Raw genomic sequence first — 17,686 nt, 5'->3', positions numbered from 1 at the left:
CTGTGACCGCCGGTTCGCGCCCGGACGGGCTCACATGCCCCAGCGCAGACCCGCCGTACGCACCGGCGCGTCCCACAGCCGCAGCAGTTCCTCGTCGATCTCGCACAGGGTCACCGAGGCACCGGCCATGTCGAGCGAGGTGACGTAGTTGCCGACCAGCGTGCGGGCCACGGCGACTCCGCGCCCGTCCAGCACGCGCTGCACCTCGGCGTTGAACCCGTACAGCTCCAGCAGTGGCGTCGCGCCCATCCCGTTGACCAGCAGCAGCACGGGATTGCGCGGGTTCAGGTCCTCCAGTACGGCCTCCACCGCGAAGTCGGCGATCTCCCCCGACGTCATCATCGGGCGCCGCTCCCGGCCGGGTTCACCGTGGATGCCCACGCCCAACTCCAGCTCACCCGACGGCAGATCGAAGGTGGGGCTGCCCTTGGCGGGGGTGGTGCAGGCGCCGAGTGCGACGCCGAAGGTGCGGGAACCGTCGTTGACCCGCTGGGCGATGGAGCGCACCCGCTCCAACGGGCGTCCCTCCTCCGCCGCCGCACCGGCGATCTTCTCCACGAACAGGGTGCCGCCCGTGCCACGCCGCCCGGCCGTGTAGAGGCTGTCGGTCACGGCGACGTCGTCGTTGACGAGGACCTTCGCGACCTGGATGCCCTCGTCCTCGGCGAGTTCGGCCGCCATGTCGAAGTTGAGGACGTCGCCGGTGTAGTTCTTCACGATGAACAGCACGCCCTCCCCGCTGTCCACGGCAGCCGCGGCCCGCACCATCTGGTCGGGCACGGGAGACGTGAACACCTCACCCGGGCAGGCCGCGGACAGCATCCCCGGCCCCACGAACCCTCCGTGCAGCGGCTCGTGGCCCGAACCGCCACCTGAGACGAGAGCGACCTTTCCGGCAACGGGCGCGTCCCGCCGCACGATCACCCGGTTCTCCACATCGACGGTCAACTCGGGATGGGCCGCCGCCATACCCCGCAGCGCGTCGGCGACCACGGTCTCCGGAACGTTGATGAGCATCTTCACGGGTACCTCCTGGTGAGATTAGTAGATGAGCCTCTGACCTGAGTCTCTGCTGGTCAGAGTGGGTTGTGCCAGTTGTCGATCTTGGCGGTGCATGGCGGTGCATGGCGGTGCATATGGCGGTGCATGGCGATCGGGGCAGGGCTCCGGCGGGGCTGATGCTGACTCAATGCCGAGTTTGATGACGGGGTATCAGATGCGGTTGGTGTACGGGTTGAACGATTCCATATGCCTACTCTCGGAAGTATCGACGCTGACCGGGCGCGGGTCACGTGTGCAACAGCGGCCATGGTGCGCCGGAGGCGGCCGAGTGGTAGCCGGCAACCGGGGCGCTCCGGCCAAGATGCGACGGGGGCGGAGCCGGTACACGGGGACCGACCCTGATGTCGAGGGCACTCCGGATGGTTTCGAGGAGTACCTGAGTTCGACGCTGGCGCCTCGATGTGCGGGCTATGCCGCGTCTACGGCATCTTCTTCGATCACTGCTCGCTCTTGGCGGCTCCCGAGGTCGAGCTCGTGCAGCGCGAGATGGAGCGCATTAACCGCTGGCTCCTGGACTACCTGACCGAACGAGGCTGGGCGAAACGAGCCACGTTCTACTCCGAGCGCAGCTTCTTGCGCGACGCTGTCGACGTCCGGCCTGGACCGGCCCCGAAGCACTGACGAGAACCACGATGCATCACCCGGCTGCTTGGTAGAACAAGCACGACGAATCTCCTGGCGGAGAAGGTTGGTCTTGGTCGACAACCCATCTGCCAGGAGCTTCGTCCTCCGGTCACCCCAACCGCCCCAGCCCGTGGAAAAGTTGGAAAAGCCTCATTGTCACCGTGTTCCGGGGCGGCGTGCCTCTTGCTCGAAACGGGCGAGACGATCATGAGGCACGGTGACATCGTCATTCAGCGCGGCACCGAGCACGCCTGCGGAATCGGACCGACAAGCCCGTCTCACTGTCGGCTTCGATCCTTCCGGGAAGCGCGGTCCCTCCCGGAAGCCGGCCTCGGCCGTCGCGAAGCGCACTCGCGCGGTCTGCGGAGACACCTCCAGGACATCACCGATGAGCTGCCAGTCGGCGCCCCCCACGCGCTCGAAAGCGGCCGCAGCTTCGAAAAACCGCTGCGCGGCCGCGAGTACTCGGACGGCGTCGGCCAGCTTGGCGCCCGGCGAACCGGTGGTGCCGTCGGGTCGTAGCTGGTGCTCGCCGATCGGGACGGCTGTCAGCCTCAGCTCCGACGACGGGAGCTGATCACCGCGGCTCTCCGCGGTGTCAGCCGCGCAGGAAGTACAGAACGGTCGTGATCACGGCGGTGGCCAGAATGACACCCCGCAGCAGCCGGGCGGGGAGACGGCGGGCGAGGTGGGCGCCGGCGAAGCCACCGGCCATCGCGCCGACCAGCATGCCGGTGAGGAGAAGCGGAGAGCTCAGCGTGTCCGAGGCGATGAGGAACAGCACGGTCGCGCTGAGATAGATGGCCGCGAGCTGCGCGATCCGCATCGGGTTGCTGACCGAGGCGTCGAGGCCGAGGCCGATGCTCCACAGGGCCAGCATCATGATGCCTACGGCACCGCCGAAGTATCCCCCGTACACGGCGAGGACGAACTGGCCGATCAGGACGGCCCGGGAATTCATGCCGACCGAGCGCCCGAGCGCGGTGTCCAACGCCTTGGAGAGGTTGCGTCCGAAGGCGAGGACCACCGTGGCGAAGGCGAGCAGCCAGGGAGCGGCGGCGTCGAAGGACGATGCGGGCAGTGCCAGCAAGAGGCCGGCGCCGACTCCGCCACCGACCACACTGACCACCGTCAGGGACTTTGTGGATGTCGGCCCGACCGGGGTGAGTTCGCGTCGGTAGACCCAGGCGCCGGCCACGGCCCCGGGTACGAGGGCGACCCGGGACAACGCGTTCGCCGTCACCGGGGACAGGCCGAACGCGACGAGAACGGGCAGTGCCACGAACGTACCTCCACCGCCGATGGCGTTCAACGCTCCGGCGGCGGCACCGGCCAGCAGGACGAGCAGTATCTCGAGCACACGCCGAGCATCACCCGTCACCAGTCGGGTCCACAATGTGTAATCAACGGACCCAGCCTAAGGCTGAGCCATAGGCTGGCACGGTGCGCTACGACTTGGACGACCTGCGGCTCTTTCTCCACATCGTGGACGAGGGGTCCATCACGGCGGGTGCTCACCGGATGCACCTGAGCCTGCCTTCGGCCAGCGCCAGGGTGCGCTCGCTGGAGCGTCACGCCGGCGTGGCGCTGCTGATCCGCGGTCGGCGGGGCGTGCGGCCCACCCCGGCGGGGACGACTCTGGCCCGCCATGCACGTGACGTGCTGGTCCGGACCGCGCGCCTCGAAAGCGCGGTCGCGAGCTACACAAGGTCACCGACCGCTCCGCTGATCCTGCTGGGGGGCGGTTCCGCGATGCATCGGCTCGTGCCGCGGGCCCTGGTCTCGTTCCTCCGCGCGCACCCGGAAGTCGACGTCACCGTGTCCGAGAGCCGCACCCCACAGACCGTACGGATGCTCACCGACGGCGAGGCGGACCTGGGGGTAGTCCTCGACGACGAGGCCCGCGACTGCGGCTTGCACCTGGAGCCCCTCGGTGACGACTCCCTCGTCGTGATCGGCCAGGCCGGAGGGATCCTCTCCGGGCGGACCGCGCTGACGTACGGCGAGGTCGCCGAGCACCCTCTCGTCGGGCTCGACGTCGACTCCTCGCTGCGCCGCTGGATCGAGAAGCACCTGGGACCACACGCTCCGGTGGTCCGTTACCGCACCACCGTCGCCAACCTCCACGTCCTGGTCGCCCTCGTTGCCGTCGGCGTCGGGCTCGCCGTGGTGCCGCGCCGCGCCATCGATCTCCACCAGCCACTCGACATCTGCGAACTGCAGGACCCCTGGGCTCGCCGCCACCATCTGCTGGCCTGGGGCGTCAAGGACCGCGCCTCACCGACGGCCACCGCGGCGCTGGCCGAGCACCTACGCCAAGCGGCACTCTCCGAACCTCCCTCAGGCGACGCACACCGTGACCCCGGGGACAGCCGACCCTCCCTTGACGACTGACGCTGACCCAACTCCTGTTCGCGCGAAGGGGCGCGTGTGCAGACGCCAACGGGCGTGTGCGGGTCGTTCCGGAGAAACGGTGCGACAAGGGGCCGGGGCCGATTCTGAGGCATCGGCCTTTTCCCCCGTGCTTCGATCTTGTCGATACCATTGCGGGACCGGCGAGTTGGGGGAGTCCTGGGTGGAACCGTTGATGAGTATGGCGCTCTCAGCTGTCGGCACCGTCGCCTCGGGGGCTCTTTCCGGAGCGGGCGGCGAGATGGGCAGGCGGACATCCGAGCGACTCTGCGGACTGCTGGGCCGGGCACGGACCGAGGACGGGGGAGCGGGCGCCGGTTCCGGAGGCGGTGAGGAGCAGCCCACTCTGCCCGTCACCGAGCAGGAGCAGAGGGCTGCTGCGCTACGGCTGGTGGAAGTCGCCCGCAGATCACCGGAAGCCGCCCGCGAGGTCGCGGAGTGGGTCCGGGAGGCCTCCTGGCTGGCGCCGCGTGCCGTGCCTGCCGTGGCTCACGGTGCCTCCCGTCCGCAGATGCTGCCGCCGGCGACCGCGGTGTTCACGGACCGCCAGGACGTGATCGCGTGGATCACGGCACTGCTGGACGATGCGGATCCCCTACCGGGCGCGCCGACGATTGCCGCCCTCACCGGGCCGGGTGGCATCGGTAAGACGGCTTTCGCCGTTCACTGCGCATACGCACTGCGGGAGCGGTTTCCTGACGGGATCCTGTTCGTGGACCTGGCCGGCGCCTCCTCCGGCACGGCTCTCCCGCCTTCCGACGTGCTGGCGCGGTTCCTGGAGAGGCTCGGGGTTCCGCCCGCCATGGTGCCCGGCGATGAGGCCCGTCAGCGCGATCTGTTCCGCGACTGCACGGCCGACCGGCGCATGATGGTCGTACTGGACAACGCCCATTCCGACGCCCAGGTCGTCCCCCTGCTCCCGGCGTCGCCCGGGTGCCTCGTCCTGGTGACGAGTCGGCACCGGCTGGGCCGCCTCGTGGCCGAGCACGGGGCCCGCCCGCGCGTCCTTGGACCGCTGTCGACCGCGGATTCCGTCCTTTTGCTCCGGCGGGTCGCGGGGAGCGAGCGCGCGGCGGCTCCGGACGCGGTCGTTCAGGCTGTGGCTGAGGCGGCCGGTGGTGTTCCACTCGCGTTGTGCACCACGGGTGCCGGCCTCGCGGTCCGAGAGCACTTGGCATGGGAGCGGGTGGCGCGAGAGTTGTCCGAACGGATCCACGGCCAGAGCGGGGGAGGCGACGCCATGCGATCGGGAAGCGCCGACGACTCAGGTGGTTTCATCGATCCCGTTCGCCGCGCGCAGGATGCCTCGTACCGCGAACTGACGCCCGAGTGTGCCGCCTTCTATCGTGCGATCGCGGGGTGGGCGTGGCCGACCGTGACCGTCATGTGCGCCGCCCACGCCGCCGGCGTGGAGGAGGACCAGGCCCGGGAACTGCTGGAGCAGTTGGCCAGGGTGCATCTGTTGGAGGAGGTCGGTGAGGAGCGCTATCGCTTCCACGATCTGGCGCGGGCGCACGCACGTGAGCTCGCCGTGACCGAGGACGGTCATGGCCGTATGTCCGCCGGGGTCCGGCGGGTGGTGGTCGGGTATCTGCGCTGGGCGGCGGAAGCGGACTTCCGGGTCATGCCGCTGCGCTGGCGGCTCGGCCCCGCCTATCGGGCACTCGTTCTGCCGGCGGACCGTGATCCGGCGGACGGCAGGCACGCGCTGGCGCAACTGCGTAGTGAGCGGGAGAACCTCGCGGCTGCCATCCGGGCGGCCGATCACCACGGCTTCGACGACCTCGTATGGCAGTTGTGCGAGGCGATGTGGGGTCTGCATCTGCTGCTCGGCTTCCACGCCCAGTGGATCGACACGCATCTGCTCGGAGTCGAGGCCGCCCGGCGCTGCGCTGAGGAGTTCGGTGACCGGCGCGCGGTGGGCCGGATGCTGGTGCAACTCGCCTTCGGACATATGGGAGCCGGGCGGGCGGACGACGCCGAGCAGGCACTCGCGAAGGCCGGAGTCGCGGACGAGGCTTGCGGCCACCATCGCGGGCAGGCAAGCGCAGTCGAGGCTTTGGGGCTGCTCCGCCTCAAGCGGTGGAAGTACGCGGATGCCCAGCGGTGCTTCGAGGAGGCGCGGGAGATCCTTGGGCGGATCCGGGAGGGCGACGACGGGTGGGCGGACCTTCCTCGTGCCACGGCCCTGCTGGAGCACCACATCGGCCGTGCCCTGACGAAGCAGCGGCAGTTCGCGGAGGCTCTCGCTCGGCTCAACGACGCGCTGGTGCGGTTCCGTCAGCTGCCCGACGGTGGTGACGCCTACAACGAGGGCCGTGTCTACATGAGTCTGGGCGAGGCCCACTTGGAGGCGGGGGACACGGACCTGGCGCGGGTGTGCCTGGACAAGGCCGTCAAGGCCATGGAAACGGCGGGCGCGGGGCTGCAACTCGCCGATGTCTTCGAGTCGAGGGCCCGGTGCCACCGTCTCTCGGACCGTCAGGCGGAGGCGGCGGATGATCTTCGCGCCGCCGCTGCGCACTACGAGGGCAACGGTGACCGGGTGGGTGCCGAGCGGATCCGGATGGGGCTCGCCGAACCGGAGGCATGAGCCTCGGTCGGTGGTGGGGGCGACGGGAGGAGTTCGACGGTGACGTGATGTGCCGTGGCGCCGGTGCGTACGGTGATCGCGGGGAGGGCCTCGTCCAGAGGCTGCCCGCTCGCGAGCCAGGCGTGGAGCGCGGAGGCGTAGACGGCGGGATCGCCCAGGTCGGGCCGACCGTCGAGTTCCGTGGCGGCGGAAAGCCGCAGAAGGTCTCCCTCGCGGGTGCGTACGACACAGCGGTCCGGGCCGTCGACATAGGCGACCAGCCCGCAGTACGGATAGCGGTCCAGCGCCTCCGACGTCCAGACGGCCGGCGGGCCGAGCCGTGGATCGTCCCCGGCGGCATGGCGTACGACGACGTCGGCGACGCGCAGCCGGCCGGTCTCCCGTGTCTCCTCGTCGACCACCACGTGCGCGGTGTCGACCCGCACCGCCGGGTCCTCCGACGGACCCGGCTCGTCGCCGACGACGGCGTACCGGACGAGGGCGAGTTCCGGCGGATCCGTACTGATGTGCCGCACGAGGACGCGGACCGGCGCGGTGACGCGGGCGGGCGTGTACGGCGGCAGTGGCAGCGGGTCGAGCAGCGCCGGGTGCCCTGGGGGCTCGGGTATGTCCATGAGGCCGTAGAACAGGCGGCGCAGCAGGGCAGCCGACTCTCCTGGCGACGAACTGGTCTGCTCCGCCAGTTCCCCGTAGCGGCCGGGGTTGTGCGAGGTGATCGCCCGGTCGATCTGTGCGCGGAGGCTGCCCCGGCGCAGGAGACGGGGAGCCGTACGGCCGAGGGCGGCCACCGGGGAGAGCGGGTCGAGGTCTTCCTGGGGGAACGCGCCGAGGAGGACGGGGATGCCTATGGATGCCGCGTAGTAGGTGACGCTGGAGTGGTCCCCGAGGACGCAGTCGGCGGCGATCAGGGCCTGTCTCCACCCGTCGAGCGGCGGAATCGCATCGAGGCCGGCTCGCCGCGCGTTGTCCAGCCACGCACGGACCTGGCCGGGACCATGGCCGTACCAGATATTCGGATGCAGCACAGCGGTCGTCCGGTACTCATCGGCCGGCAGCTCCGCCGCCAGACGCGACAGCAGCCAGGGCAACAGATCATCCGTACCCGGCTCGCCCGCTTCTCCTGGTCCGGCACCGCCGAAGAGGGAACGCGCTGCCCAGGTCGAGCTGATGACGATCAGCCGCTGGCCGGGCCGCACGCCCAGCGCACGGCGGAAGCGGTCGCGTTGCGGGAGAGCGGCGAGGATACGGTCGTAGCAAGGATCCCCGGCCAGTACCGCGGTGGGCACCGCCTCGGGGCAGGCCGAGCGAAGCCTCTCCAACTGTTCGGGGTGGGACAGCACCGTGGCGGACGCGATCGGACGGCCGTCCTCCAGGAGCCAGTCCGGCGCCATACCGAAGACCGGTGTCCGGTGTCCGGTGTCCGGTGTCGCCAATTTCTTGTTGTATCCCATCCCATGGGACAAAACGGCCAACTTGCCGCGTATTGAGCCGAGTTCGCCGCCATAGCTCGCGGCCACCGCCAGATCGAACTCCGTGTCCTTGGCCTGGTCCCAGGGGAGGACAGGCAGCCCCGCCTGAGCCAACAACTCGGGTACTCCCGCAAGGAAGGGAGATGAACCCGTGCAGGTGGCGAACAACTGCACGCGAACATCGCTGTTGAACAGCGGAAGTACGTCGAGCAGGCGAGTCGCGGACGTCACGTTGTGCACGATGAGCAGGATGCGACGACAGCCCACGCGTGTGACCCAGCGCTCCGCGTCCTCGCCCACCGGCACTCGCAACCGGGCCGTCCCACCTGTCACTCCGGCTCGTTCCCCTGACTTGATCGAGTCTGTTCTTCCTGTCGTCCCACTGGATGCTATGTCCCTGGTCGGTCCGGCCCAACTCGCCCCGAGGGCGTTCGGTACCTGGGGACCAGCAGGTCCAGAAGCAGGGTGAGGTGGATCAGGGTGTCTGGTTGACCAGGCCGATGTACTCGCCGAGCCGGTACTCGACGTCGAGCCCCTTGTCGGCGGCGACTGCGCCGAGTCCGGCCATTCGTGAAAGGAACCCAGGTTGCGTCAGAGTGTTCCCGAACGCGGCGAAGGAAGCGACGAGATCGGCGTCCGGCGGCAGTGTCGCCCGATTTACCTGGGACTTCGCGGTCGCCAGTGCCTGCCGGTCGAAGGAGGCGAGGCGGGCGGCCGTCGCGTCGACGAAGGCGTCGAGTTCGGCGTCGGGCAGGGTTCGGGTGACCCAGCCCCAGCGCTCGGCCAGGTCGGCGTCGTAGTCGGCACTGCCGAGGATGGCCTCGAGCGCCCGGTCGCGGCCGATCGAACGGGGCAGCCGCTCGGCTCCGCCTCCGCCGGGGACGAGGCCGAGGCCTACCTCGGGCTGTGAGAAGAGCGCCTTCTCACGGCTGGCGTAGCGCAGGTCGCAGGCGAGGGCCAGTTCGTTGCCGGCGCCGCGGGTGCGGCCACGGATGGCGGCGATACTGACGTACGGGGCCTTGCTCAGCCGCAGGACCATGTCGGTCCAGACCGGGTTGCCGCCCTCTTGTTCGGGCGCGGGGATGCCGCCGGCCTGGGAGGCGTCGAAGTGGTTGAAGAAGTAGTCGGGGACCTCGCTGGTGAAGACGACGACCTGGAGGTCGGGGTCCGTCTCGAACCCCGCGACGATCTCGTGCAACCTGACGAGGGTCTCGGGAACCACCAGGTTCACCGGCGGGTTCGCGAACGTGATCTTGGCGATCTGCGGCGTCGGCTGCTCGAGGCGGACAGTGCTGGGCTGACTCATGGGATGTTGCCGTTCTGTTCGTAGTGATTGAGGAATGGGCGCCGGCGGTCAGCGAGCGTGTCCGATCGGCAGCCAAGGCCGGGGTGGGGATGTGCGGCGCCCTTGGGCTGCCCGGTGGTACCGCTGGTGTACAGCACGACCGCCGCCCAATTCCGCCGGGAGGTTGTCGACCTCATCGAGATGGGCCGCCGGCACGCCGGCGACCGCGACATCCTTATCGCCAGACAGGTTCGCCCGGATCGAGCCTCGTCGCGGGATACGACGCACCCTGTGACCGGCCAAGTGGACGGCGTCCTCGCCGGTCCTACTCGTCGAGGAACTGAAGGGCGTGCTTCAGGAACCGCTGGGGGTATTGGAAGTGCGCTCCGTGCCCGGCGTCGGGGTAGATGAGCAGTTGGGCGTTCGGGATGTTCTGGGCGAGGTGCCAGGAGTTGATCGAGGCGATCATCACGTCGTTCTCACCGTTGAGGACCAGCGTCGGCTGGGTGATCGCGTTCAGGTAGGCGTAGGGATTCTCGCCCGGTAGCGGTTCCCCGTAGGCGGTGGCCGCTTCGAGCTGTGCCTGTGCGACTGCGGGCGAGCTCGGCGGGTCCTGGTCGGTCCGCTGGTGGCGGCGCTCCCAGAAGGCCCGGCCCGCTTCGGCCGCGGCTTGCGAGCGGCCGAAGAACAGGAAGAGGAAGTCCTCCACGGTGGGAACCGGATTCGTCGCCACCTCGGGCACCTTGGGGTCCATCGTCGGGTCCCCGCCCCGCAGGCCGGTGCCGACCAGGATGAGCTTGCGCACCAGTTCGGGGTGGCGCAGCGTGACTTCCTCCGCCTGCCAGCCGCCGATCGAGAAGCCGAGCAGATCGACCTGCTCCAGCCCCAGCGCCCGGATGACCGCGGCGATGTCGTCGGCCATGTCCTCCATCCGGTTGCGCGGTGTGCCGGACGAGGAGGCGATGCCGCGCCCGTTGAACAGGATCACCTCGCGGCCTTCGGCCAGGCCGTCGGTGAGCAGGGGGTCCCAGTGGTCCATTCCCCCGCGAAGGTGCTGGACGAGGAAGATCGGGACGCCGGAGGGCTTGCCCCAGCGCCGGTAGGCGAATCGGTCGCCGTCGACCTCGACGTACTGGGTCGGTGCGGTCACATGCGTATCACTCATGGCCTGAGCCTTTCTGGAGCGGGTGAGCAATACGATGACGACCATAATTTAAAAAGTCAACCTCTTAGATGTGGATCGACATCTATGTATGCTTGGCCGTCGAGCGTTGAGCGTCGACCGTGGAAGGGGCGGGCGCATGCGGGTCACCAAGGCGCAGGCGGAGCAGAACCGCGCACACATCGTCGCGACAGCGGCCAGACTGTTCCGTGAGCGCGGCTATGACGGTGTCGGCGTGGCGGAACTGATGGCAGCCTCCGGGTTCACGCATGGCGGGTTCTACAAGCACTTCGGCTCCAAGGCCGACCTGATGGCCGAGGCGTCCGCGAGCGGGCTCTCGCAGACCGCGGCACGGGCAGAAGGCGTGGGCCCCACCGAGTTCGTCGAGAGCTATGTCTCCCGGGAGCATCGTGACGGGCGCGGCGACGGCTGCACCATCGCGGCCCTCAGCGGCGACGCCGCACGTCAGCCGGCGGGCATCAAAACAGAGTTCGCAGCCGGGATCGAGAGCCTGGTGACGGCCCTTCAGTCCCAGGGCGACACACCGGAGGATGCGGAACAGCGCGTGGCGCGCACCACGGTGATCGACATGCTCGCCCATTCGGTCGGCGCGATCATGCTGTCGCGGGCATGCCCGGACGGTTCTCCACTGGCGGACGAAATCCTCGATGTCTGCCGCAAGGAAATCCTCGCCTCGCTGGCACGCGGCAGGAGCGACCGGCCGGCGGCAAGGAGCTCAGAAGCCTGACCACAGCAGACCGACGCAGGCCCACCCGTCCAAGGGTCGGATGCTGATGGACCGCGTGCTTCCCACACCGCGAGCAGTTCGTCCCGCTTGTTCTGGAGCTTCTTCGATGAGCTCCCAAACCGGAGGTCACAGAAGAATGAATCTGAAGAAGATGGTCCTTGGTTCCGCGGGCCTCGGGGTCGCCGTGATCGGGTTGATCTATCTCTTGGCTCCGCACCTCTTGCTCGACGTCTACGGGGTCGACATCCAGTCGCCATCGGAGGCGAACATTTTCAGGAGCGGTTCCGGGGCATTGTTCGTAGCCATGGCGGTCTTGTTCTGCCTGGGAGCCGTCAACACGCGTTACAGCAGGACTTCGCTCGTCACGCTGTTCACCTTCATGAGCGGCCTGGCGGTGGGGCGCCTGGTCAGCTTCGTGGCGGATGGGTGGCCCCATGCGGTGCTGATCGCGGTTTTTGTCGTCGAGGCTTCCTACGCCGGCGCTGCGGCCTATCTGTTGCGGGTGGAGGACTCTTCCCCGCAGCTCTCGACGGCGGCCGAACGCTGACCCTCTGACGGGCGTGGGTCACGTGGGCGGACATGGGAGACACGGGCGTCCTGGGAACAGCGATGCGCCGATCGCCGCTCCGAAGCGGCGGTCGGCGCATCCGTTCGTCTCTAGGCGCCCGGGTGCAGCCCCAGCCAGCCGGGTGTCGGGTCGCCCTTGACCTCGCCGAAGTACAGGGCGAAGGTCTGCTTCCAGCGCTCCACCTCGGCGCGGTCGGACATGAAGCGGGGGAAGCCGTCCACGTAGGCGTTGGGGTACTCCCAGATCGGCTTCAGGCCCGCCGGGGGAGTGACGTCGGTGCGGACGGACCAGCCGTTGAAGGATCCGTTCTGCATCTCCGTCGACAGCTGCCAGTTGAGGAACAGCTTGGCCGCCGTGGAGTTCTTGGCCTCCTTGAGGACGGCCATGCGCTGGCCCCAGGCCATGAACGGGTGTCCGGCGCCGATGGCGAACGTCACGGGAGAGGTGCCGACCGCGGACCCGGCGGTGCCGACCCCGATCGTCTTCTGGCCGCCGAAGACGGCGTCACCGGGGGAGTTGCTGCCGCGGGCGAACTGCACGTCCTGAGCGGCGAACTTGGCGACCCAGTCCCAGCCGTACTTCCGGGCGTACAGCGTGAAGAGGTACAGCACCGCGTCGTCGTCGTGCGGGAAGGCGGAGGCGATCTTGCCCTTCCACTTCGGGTCGACCAGGTCGCGCGGGGTGAGCGGGGTCCTCGCACCCACCGCGGCCGTGTTGTACATGAAGCTGAAGGCGATCGCGCCGGTGGCCACCCACGCGCCCTCCGGGTCCTTGAACCTGTCGTAGACCTTCGAGAACCCGGCGGGCTTGTAGTGCAGCAGACGGCCCTGCCGCTTCCAGCGGTCGAAGTCCTGCAGGGTCTGGAACTGGACGACGTCCGGAACGAGGGTGTCCGTCGCGAACTGGTTGTCGACGCGGACGTCGTGGTACTTGCTGTAGTCGACGACCAGCGTCAGGTCGATCTCGGGGAAGCGGGCCTTGAAGGCCGCCTTCGTGCCGTCCTGCTGGGTCGGCGTGTCGCCGCCGGCGTAGACGACGAGCTTGCCGCCCTCCGCGAGAGCGGCGCGGTAGAGCTCGTCGAGGGTCCTTCTCTCCTCGCCCCGGGGGTTGTCCCGGGTGGCGCCTCGGGAGTTCGCGGGGGAGGCGGTGGCCGGAGCGGCGTTCGCGGCGACCGTGCCGACACCGAGGGCGGCGCCCGCTCCGGTGGCGAGGACATGTCGTCTGCTGAGGAAGCTGGACACGCTGAGGAGACCTCTCTGCTGGGGGGTGGCGTAGTGAAGCCGTCCGGTGCTGGGGGACGGGTCAGGGCGCCGGGCAGCTCCATTTTTGCCACGCGAGCCGCGGATGGGCAACGTTTCCCACGAGGGGAATCCCACATTCAATCGAATGGTTGAACGACCCCCGCGGCTTCCCCCGCGGCTTCCCCTGCGCCCTACTCCGGCGGCCGTCCCGTCGTCCGGCGCGGGACGAGCGTGGGCGACAGCCTGACCTGGTCCGTGCGTTTGTGCCGGTCGGAGATCCGCTCCAGGAGCAGCCGGGCGGCGTTCCCGCCGATCTCGTGGCCCGCCTGGTCGACGCTGGTCAGCGAGATCGGACCGAGCGCGGCGAAGGTGGTGTTGTCGTAACCGGCCACCGAGATGTCGCCGGGAACGGAGAGCCCGGCCTCGTTGATCGCCTCCAGGGCGCCCATGGCCACGATGTCCGCGCCCGCGAAGACGGCCGTGGGAACCGTCGGGCGCGCCAGCAGTTCCTGTGCGCCCCGGTAGCCGCCTTCCTGGGTGTAGGTGGTGGAGACCACGTCGATGTGGTCGGCCAGCCCGAGTGTCCGCATGGCCTGCCGGTATCCGTCGGCGCGGCGGGCGTTGGGCATCTCGGCCAGGCGCGTCGGGTCGGTTTCGTGGTGCTCGATGTGGGCGATGCGGCGATGCCCGAGTCCGGCGAGGTGTGCGACGGTCAGGTGCGCGCCCTCCACGTCGTCGTCGACCACCGTGTCGTACAGCTCGGACGAGCCGTGCCGGCCGACGACGACGGTCGGCACGGAGGAGGCGATGTGTTCGAGGTGGGGGCGGGGTGAGACGGGCGCGACCAGGATGAGGCCGTCCATACCGCGGTCCACCATCGCCTCGGTGACCCGGGCCTCCTCCTTCTCGCCGTTGCAGCCGGGGCCCAGCAGTACCTGGTACTCCGTGTCCCCCAGCCAGTCGGTGATGCCGTCGAGAACCTCGGGGAAGAAGGGGTTGCGGATGTCCGGGAGCATCACACCGATGGTGTACGTCTGCCCGCGCAGGCCTCTCGCCCCCGCGTGCGGCCGGTAGCCGAGTTCGTCGATCGCGCGGCGGACTTTCTCGCGCATCTCGGGGCTCGCCCCGTACGCGTTGCGCAGCACCTTGGACACGGCGGTGGTGGACACCTGGGCGTGGCGTGCGACATCGACGATCGTCACGCGACGACGCCGAGCTGGTGGCTCCATTCGATTCCTTTTTCCGCTGGGAAACGCTGACGCCGAGTCTACGGAGGGCCCTTGACGTCACACAGGACGCTCTCTAAGGTCTGGCCACGACCTCGTGGGTAACGTTACCCATCGAGTCGTGAACCGATTCGCGGAAGGAGGTGTGCTGGTGACCGCGGCCCCGTTCGAGCAGCTTCCGGACACCGAACCGGCTCCCGGTGTCCGGCGGGCGCGAAACACCCCGCCCTGGTGGTTCGCCCTGCCGGCGGTACTGCTCTTCGCCTTCGTCGTCCTCGTGCCGAGTGTCCGCGGTGTCCACTACGCCTTCACCGACTGGGACGGCCTCGACCCCCACTTCTCCTTCGTGGGCCTCGACAACTTCTCCGAACTGCTCCGTGATCCCGACGCGACGCAGGCCATCCGGCACACACTGGTCATCGCCGTGTCGATCACGGTCATCCAGAACGCGCTGGGCCTGCTGCTCGCCCTCGGGGTCAACTCGGCCATCAGGTCCCGCAACGTGCTCAGGGTCCTGCTGTTCGCCCCGGCCGTGATCACCCCGATCGTCACCGCCTACCTCTGGCGCAACCTGCTCGGCCCCGACGGCGCGGTCAACAGCCTGCTGGGCGCGGTCGGACTGGACGGGCTGCGGCAGGACTGGCTGGGCAGCCCGACGGTCGCCCTGTGGTCCGTCGTCGGAGTCATCGTCTGGCAGTTCGCGGGCTACTCCATGGTCATCTTCCTCGCGGGACTCCAGTCCGTACCCAAGGAGGTCCACGAAGCCGCCGCCATCGACGGCGCGGGCGCAGTCCGGCGCTTCTGGTCGGTCACCCGGCCACTGCTCGCTCCGGCCCTCACCATCAACCTGATGCTGTCGATCATCGGCGGGATCAAACTCTTCGACCAGGTGTACGCGTTGACCGGCGGCGGGCCGGGACACGCGACCGACACCCTCTCCACGCTGATCTACAAAGACGCCTTCACGCTGGGGGAGTTCGGCTACAGCATCGCGCTCGCGGTCGTCCTCACGATCATCGTGGCCGTCGTCTCGACCGGACAGTACGCCGTGCTGTCGCGCAACGAGAGGGCCACCTCGTGAGCCGCTACCGCGGACGTACGTTCGCGCTGGAACTGACGATGATCGCCATCGCCCTGGTCGTGGGCTTCCCGGTGTACGTCCTGGTCAACCTGGCCGTGCGGCCGGCGTCGGACACCTCCTCGCCGATCAGCCCCACCACCTCGCCCACGCTGCACAACTTCACCGAGGCCTGGCAGCAGGGCGCGCTGGGCGGGGCGCTGCTCAACAGCGTGCTGGTGACGGCGTGCAGCGTCGCGATCGTGCTCGCCGTCTCCGCCCTCGCGGCGTTCCCGCTGGCCCGCGCGACGGCACGCTGGTCCCGGGGCACGTACCTCGGCTTCCTGCTGGGCCTGGTCCTGCCCTTTCAACTCGCCTCGCTGCCCCTGTACCAGACCATGCGCGACCTCGGCCTGCTCGGCACCCCATGGGCCCTGGTCCTCTTCTACTCCGGCCTCCAGGTGCCGTTCACCGTCTTCCTCTACGTCGGTTTCCTGCGCGCCCTGCCCCGCGACTTCGAGGACGCGGCGCTGATCGACGGGTGCACACCACTGCAGGGCTTCCGGTACGTGGTCCTGCCGATGCTCAAACCCATCACCGTCACCGCCCTGGTGCTCAACGCCGTCGCGGTGTGGAACGACTTCTTCACCCCGCTGCTGTACCTCAGCGGCAGCGACCGGCAGACCATGCCGGTCGCGATCGCCGGCTTCGTCGGTCAGTACGTCACCGACTGGAACCTCATCTTCGCCGCTCTGGTGATCAGCGTCCTGCCCGTCCTGCTCGTCTACTTCGTGCTGCAGCGCAGCATCATCAACGGCTTCGCGGGAGGACTGCGGGGGTGAGCCCCGACGCCCGACCGTCCCCCATGCCCGGTGGCTCTTCCCCGAGAAGGACATCATGAAGACACGCGCACTCCCCCTTCTGATCGCCGCGACGACCTCCGTCGCCGTGCTGGCCGCGTGCAGCGGCGGCACCAAGGCCGGTTCCGACAGCGGCTCGGGCGGCTCCCGAACCCTGACCCTCGCCTCCATCGACCAGGGTTCCGTCGAGGACGTCGTCAAGGCGTTCGAAAAGGCCAACCCGGGCGTCAAGGTCCGCTACACCACCAGCGGCGCCGACCAGTACCAGCAGCAGATCCGCACCCAGCTGTCCTCCGGCACCGCACCCGACGTGATGTCGGTCTGGCCCGGCAACGGCAACCCGGGCGCCACCCACACCCTGGCCGAACCCGGCTATCTGCGCGACCTCTCCGACCGGCCGTGGGCGGTGAAGCTGCCGGAGGCGATCAAGAGCGTCGCCCAGTACGAGGGCAGGACCTACACGGCGGTCTTCGGACAGAACGGCATCGGCGCGGTCTACAACGAGCAGGCCATGGCGAAGGCCGGTCTCACTCCGCCGGACACCTGGACCGAGCTCCTCGCCTTCTGCCGCGCCGCCAAGGCCAAGGGAACGCCCGGCTTCGCCCTGGGCAACCAGGACAACTGGGTGACCCAGCTCGTCCAGTACGCGCTGGTCGCCACGACCGTCTACGGCAACGACCGCGACTTCGACCAGAAGATGCAGGCGGGGCAGGCGACCTTCGCCAATTCGCCCTGGCTGACGGCCCTGGACAAGTACCTGACGATGGAGAAGACGGGCTGCTTCCAGAAGAACCCCCTGGGCACCAACTACGAAGCCAGCCAGAGCCTCGCCGCGACCGGAAAGACGCTCGGCATCATCCAGGGCAACTGGGTGATCGCCCTCCTGGAGCAGAAGAACCCCAAGGGCACGTTCACCCTCCGGGCACTGCCGGCCACCGACGATCCGTCGAAGACCCTCATACCCGCGGCGGCGGGCGCCGGATACGGCGTCAACGCCAAGGCGAAGAACGAGGAACTCGCCCTGAAGTTCGTCGACTTCGTGATGTCCCCCGAGGGCATGAACCTGTTCGCCAAGAAGCAGGGGGGACTGCCCAGCCTGTCCGACACGGGCTTCGTCGCGAGCCCGTCCCTCGCCCAGCTGTCCGAGTTCGTCAAAGCCGGCCGGACCGTGCCGTTCATGGACCAGCTCTGGCCCAACGCCAAGGTCCAGCAGACCATGCTCAGCGGTCTCCAGGAGATCTTCAGCGACCAGAGCACGCCGGAGAAGGTCCTGGCCGAGATGGACAGCGACTACGAGTCCGGCAGCTGACCGACGCGCCGTCGGCCACCCTCTGTGGCCGACGGTGATGCGCAGCAGCCGACTGAGACGTTCTCATCGA

The 17,686-nt window shown here is 68.9% G+C and carries 16 protein-coding genes; 8 read left to right on the top strand and 8 right to left on the bottom strand.

Features of this window, described 5'->3' with window-relative positions; genetic code table 11:
- Positions 1-30: 30 nt before the first annotated feature.
- A complete protein-coding gene (dhaK, locus tag PV396_RS10250; RefSeq protein WP_319202791.1) occupies positions 31-1,023 on the bottom strand; it encodes a dihydroxyacetone kinase subunit DhaK in 993 nt (330 codons plus the stop codon).
- 438 nt (positions 1,024-1,461) lie between these two features.
- Here dhaK and PV396_RS10245 point away from each other — a divergent pair, with 438 nt between their 5' ends.
- Positions 1,462-1,683 (top strand): hypothetical protein, encoded by a 222-nt coding sequence (locus tag PV396_RS10245; RefSeq protein WP_319202789.1) that lies wholly within the window; start codon positions 1,462-1,464, stop codon positions 1,681-1,683.
- A gap of 601 nt (positions 1,684-2,284) precedes the next feature.
- Here PV396_RS10245 and PV396_RS10240 read toward each other — a convergent pair.
- Positions 2,285-3,046: a sulfite exporter TauE/SafE family protein gene (locus PV396_RS10240; RefSeq protein WP_319202787.1), complete on the bottom strand. Its 762-nt coding sequence runs from the start codon at positions 3,044-3,046 to the stop codon at positions 2,285-2,287.
- 83 nt (positions 3,047-3,129) lie between these two features.
- On the opposite strand from PV396_RS10240, the gene PV396_RS10235 reads away from it, so the two are divergent.
- Together PV396_RS10235 and PV396_RS10230 are read left to right on the top strand one after the other, a co-directional pair.
- Entirely contained in the window at positions 3,130-4,080 is a 951-nt protein-coding gene (locus tag PV396_RS10235) for a LysR family transcriptional regulator (RefSeq protein ID WP_319202785.1), read from the top strand.
- Between the two features lie 199 nt (positions 4,081-4,279).
- The gene (locus PV396_RS10230; protein WP_319202782.1) at positions 4,280-6,691 is read left to right on the top strand and encodes a tetratricopeptide repeat protein; all 2,412 of its coding nucleotides are present in this window, start codon (positions 4,280-4,282) and stop codon (positions 6,689-6,691) included.
- Here PV396_RS10230 and PV396_RS10225 read toward each other — a convergent pair.
- The 4 genes from PV396_RS10225 to PV396_RS10210 form a co-directional block, all read right to left on the bottom strand.
- Positions 6,622-8,493 carry a hypothetical protein gene (locus tag PV396_RS10225; RefSeq protein ID WP_319202780.1) on the bottom strand — a complete coding sequence of 624 codons (1,872 nt, stop codon included), beginning with the start codon at positions 8,491-8,493 and terminating at the stop codon, positions 6,622-6,624. The two genes, PV396_RS10230 and PV396_RS10225, sit on opposite strands and share 70 nt — an antisense overlap.
- A gap of 142 nt (positions 8,494-8,635) precedes the next feature.
- Positions 8,636-9,466 carry an enoyl-CoA hydratase/isomerase family protein gene (locus tag PV396_RS10220; protein ID WP_319202777.1) on the bottom strand — a complete coding sequence of 277 codons (831 nt, stop codon included), beginning with the start codon at positions 9,464-9,466 and terminating at the stop codon, positions 8,636-8,638.
- Positions 9,463-9,642: an AMP-binding protein gene (locus PV396_RS10215; protein ID WP_319202775.1), complete on the bottom strand. Its 180-nt coding sequence runs from the start codon at positions 9,640-9,642 to the stop codon at positions 9,463-9,465. The genes PV396_RS10220 and PV396_RS10215 overlap by 4 nt, the downstream gene beginning before the upstream one ends.
- Positions 9,643-9,770: 128 nt before the next feature.
- On the bottom strand, positions 9,771-10,610 hold the full coding sequence (locus PV396_RS10210; protein ID WP_319202773.1) for an alpha/beta hydrolase: 840 nt from the start codon (positions 10,608-10,610) through the stop codon (positions 9,771-9,773).
- Positions 10,611-10,746: 136 nt separating this feature from the next.
- Here PV396_RS10210 and PV396_RS10205 point away from each other — a divergent pair, with 136 nt between their 5' ends.
- The gene (locus PV396_RS10205; protein WP_319202770.1) at positions 10,747-11,355 is read left to right on the top strand and encodes a TetR/AcrR family transcriptional regulator; all 609 of its coding nucleotides are present in this window, start codon (positions 10,747-10,749) and stop codon (positions 11,353-11,355) included.
- Between the two features lie 136 nt (positions 11,356-11,491).
- The gene (locus tag PV396_RS10200) at positions 11,492-11,902 is read left to right on the top strand and encodes a DUF4345 domain-containing protein (RefSeq protein WP_319202769.1); all 411 of its coding nucleotides are present in this window, start codon (positions 11,492-11,494) and stop codon (positions 11,900-11,902) included.
- A 110-nt stretch (positions 11,903-12,012) separates the two neighbouring features.
- Here PV396_RS10200 and PV396_RS10195 read toward each other — a convergent pair whose 3' ends face one another.
- The gene (locus PV396_RS10195; RefSeq protein ID WP_319202767.1) at positions 12,013-13,164 is read right to left on the bottom strand and encodes an ABC transporter substrate-binding protein; all 1,152 of its coding nucleotides are present in this window, start codon (positions 13,162-13,164) and stop codon (positions 12,013-12,015) included.
- 191 nt (positions 13,165-13,355) lie between these two features.
- Positions 13,356-14,393, bottom strand: a complete 1,038-nt coding sequence (locus PV396_RS10190) for a LacI family DNA-binding transcriptional regulator (RefSeq protein ID WP_319202765.1) — start codon at positions 14,391-14,393, stop codon at positions 13,356-13,358.
- A gap of 148 nt (positions 14,394-14,541) precedes the next feature.
- Between PV396_RS10190 and PV396_RS10185 the strand changes: the two genes are divergently transcribed.
- Genes PV396_RS10185 through PV396_RS10175 form a run of 3 tightly spaced genes read left to right on the top strand, consistent with a single transcriptional unit; the run spans position 14,542 to position 17,616 of the window.
- A complete protein-coding gene (locus PV396_RS10185; protein ID WP_319202763.1) occupies positions 14,542-15,471 on the top strand; it encodes a carbohydrate ABC transporter permease in 930 nt (309 codons plus the stop codon).
- On the top strand, positions 15,468-16,289 hold the full coding sequence (locus tag PV396_RS10180) for a carbohydrate ABC transporter permease (RefSeq protein WP_319202761.1): 822 nt from the start codon (positions 15,468-15,470) through the stop codon (positions 16,287-16,289). The genes PV396_RS10185 and PV396_RS10180 overlap by 4 nt, the downstream gene beginning before the upstream one ends.
- Before the next feature lie 55 nt (positions 16,290-16,344).
- Positions 16,345-17,616: an ABC transporter substrate-binding protein gene (locus PV396_RS10175; protein WP_319202759.1), complete on the top strand. Its 1,272-nt coding sequence runs from the start codon at positions 16,345-16,347 to the stop codon at positions 17,614-17,616.
- The last annotated feature ends 70 nt before the right edge of the window (positions 17,617-17,686 follow it).

The sequence above is a fragment of the Streptomyces sp. ME02-8801-2C genome (assembly GCF_033793965.1).
Classification (GTDB): Bacteria; Actinomycetota; Actinomycetes; order Streptomycetales; family Streptomycetaceae; genus Streptomyces.
The sequence above is the reverse complement of the archived record's forward strand: the minus strand, read 5'-3'. Positions and strand labels throughout refer to the sequence as shown.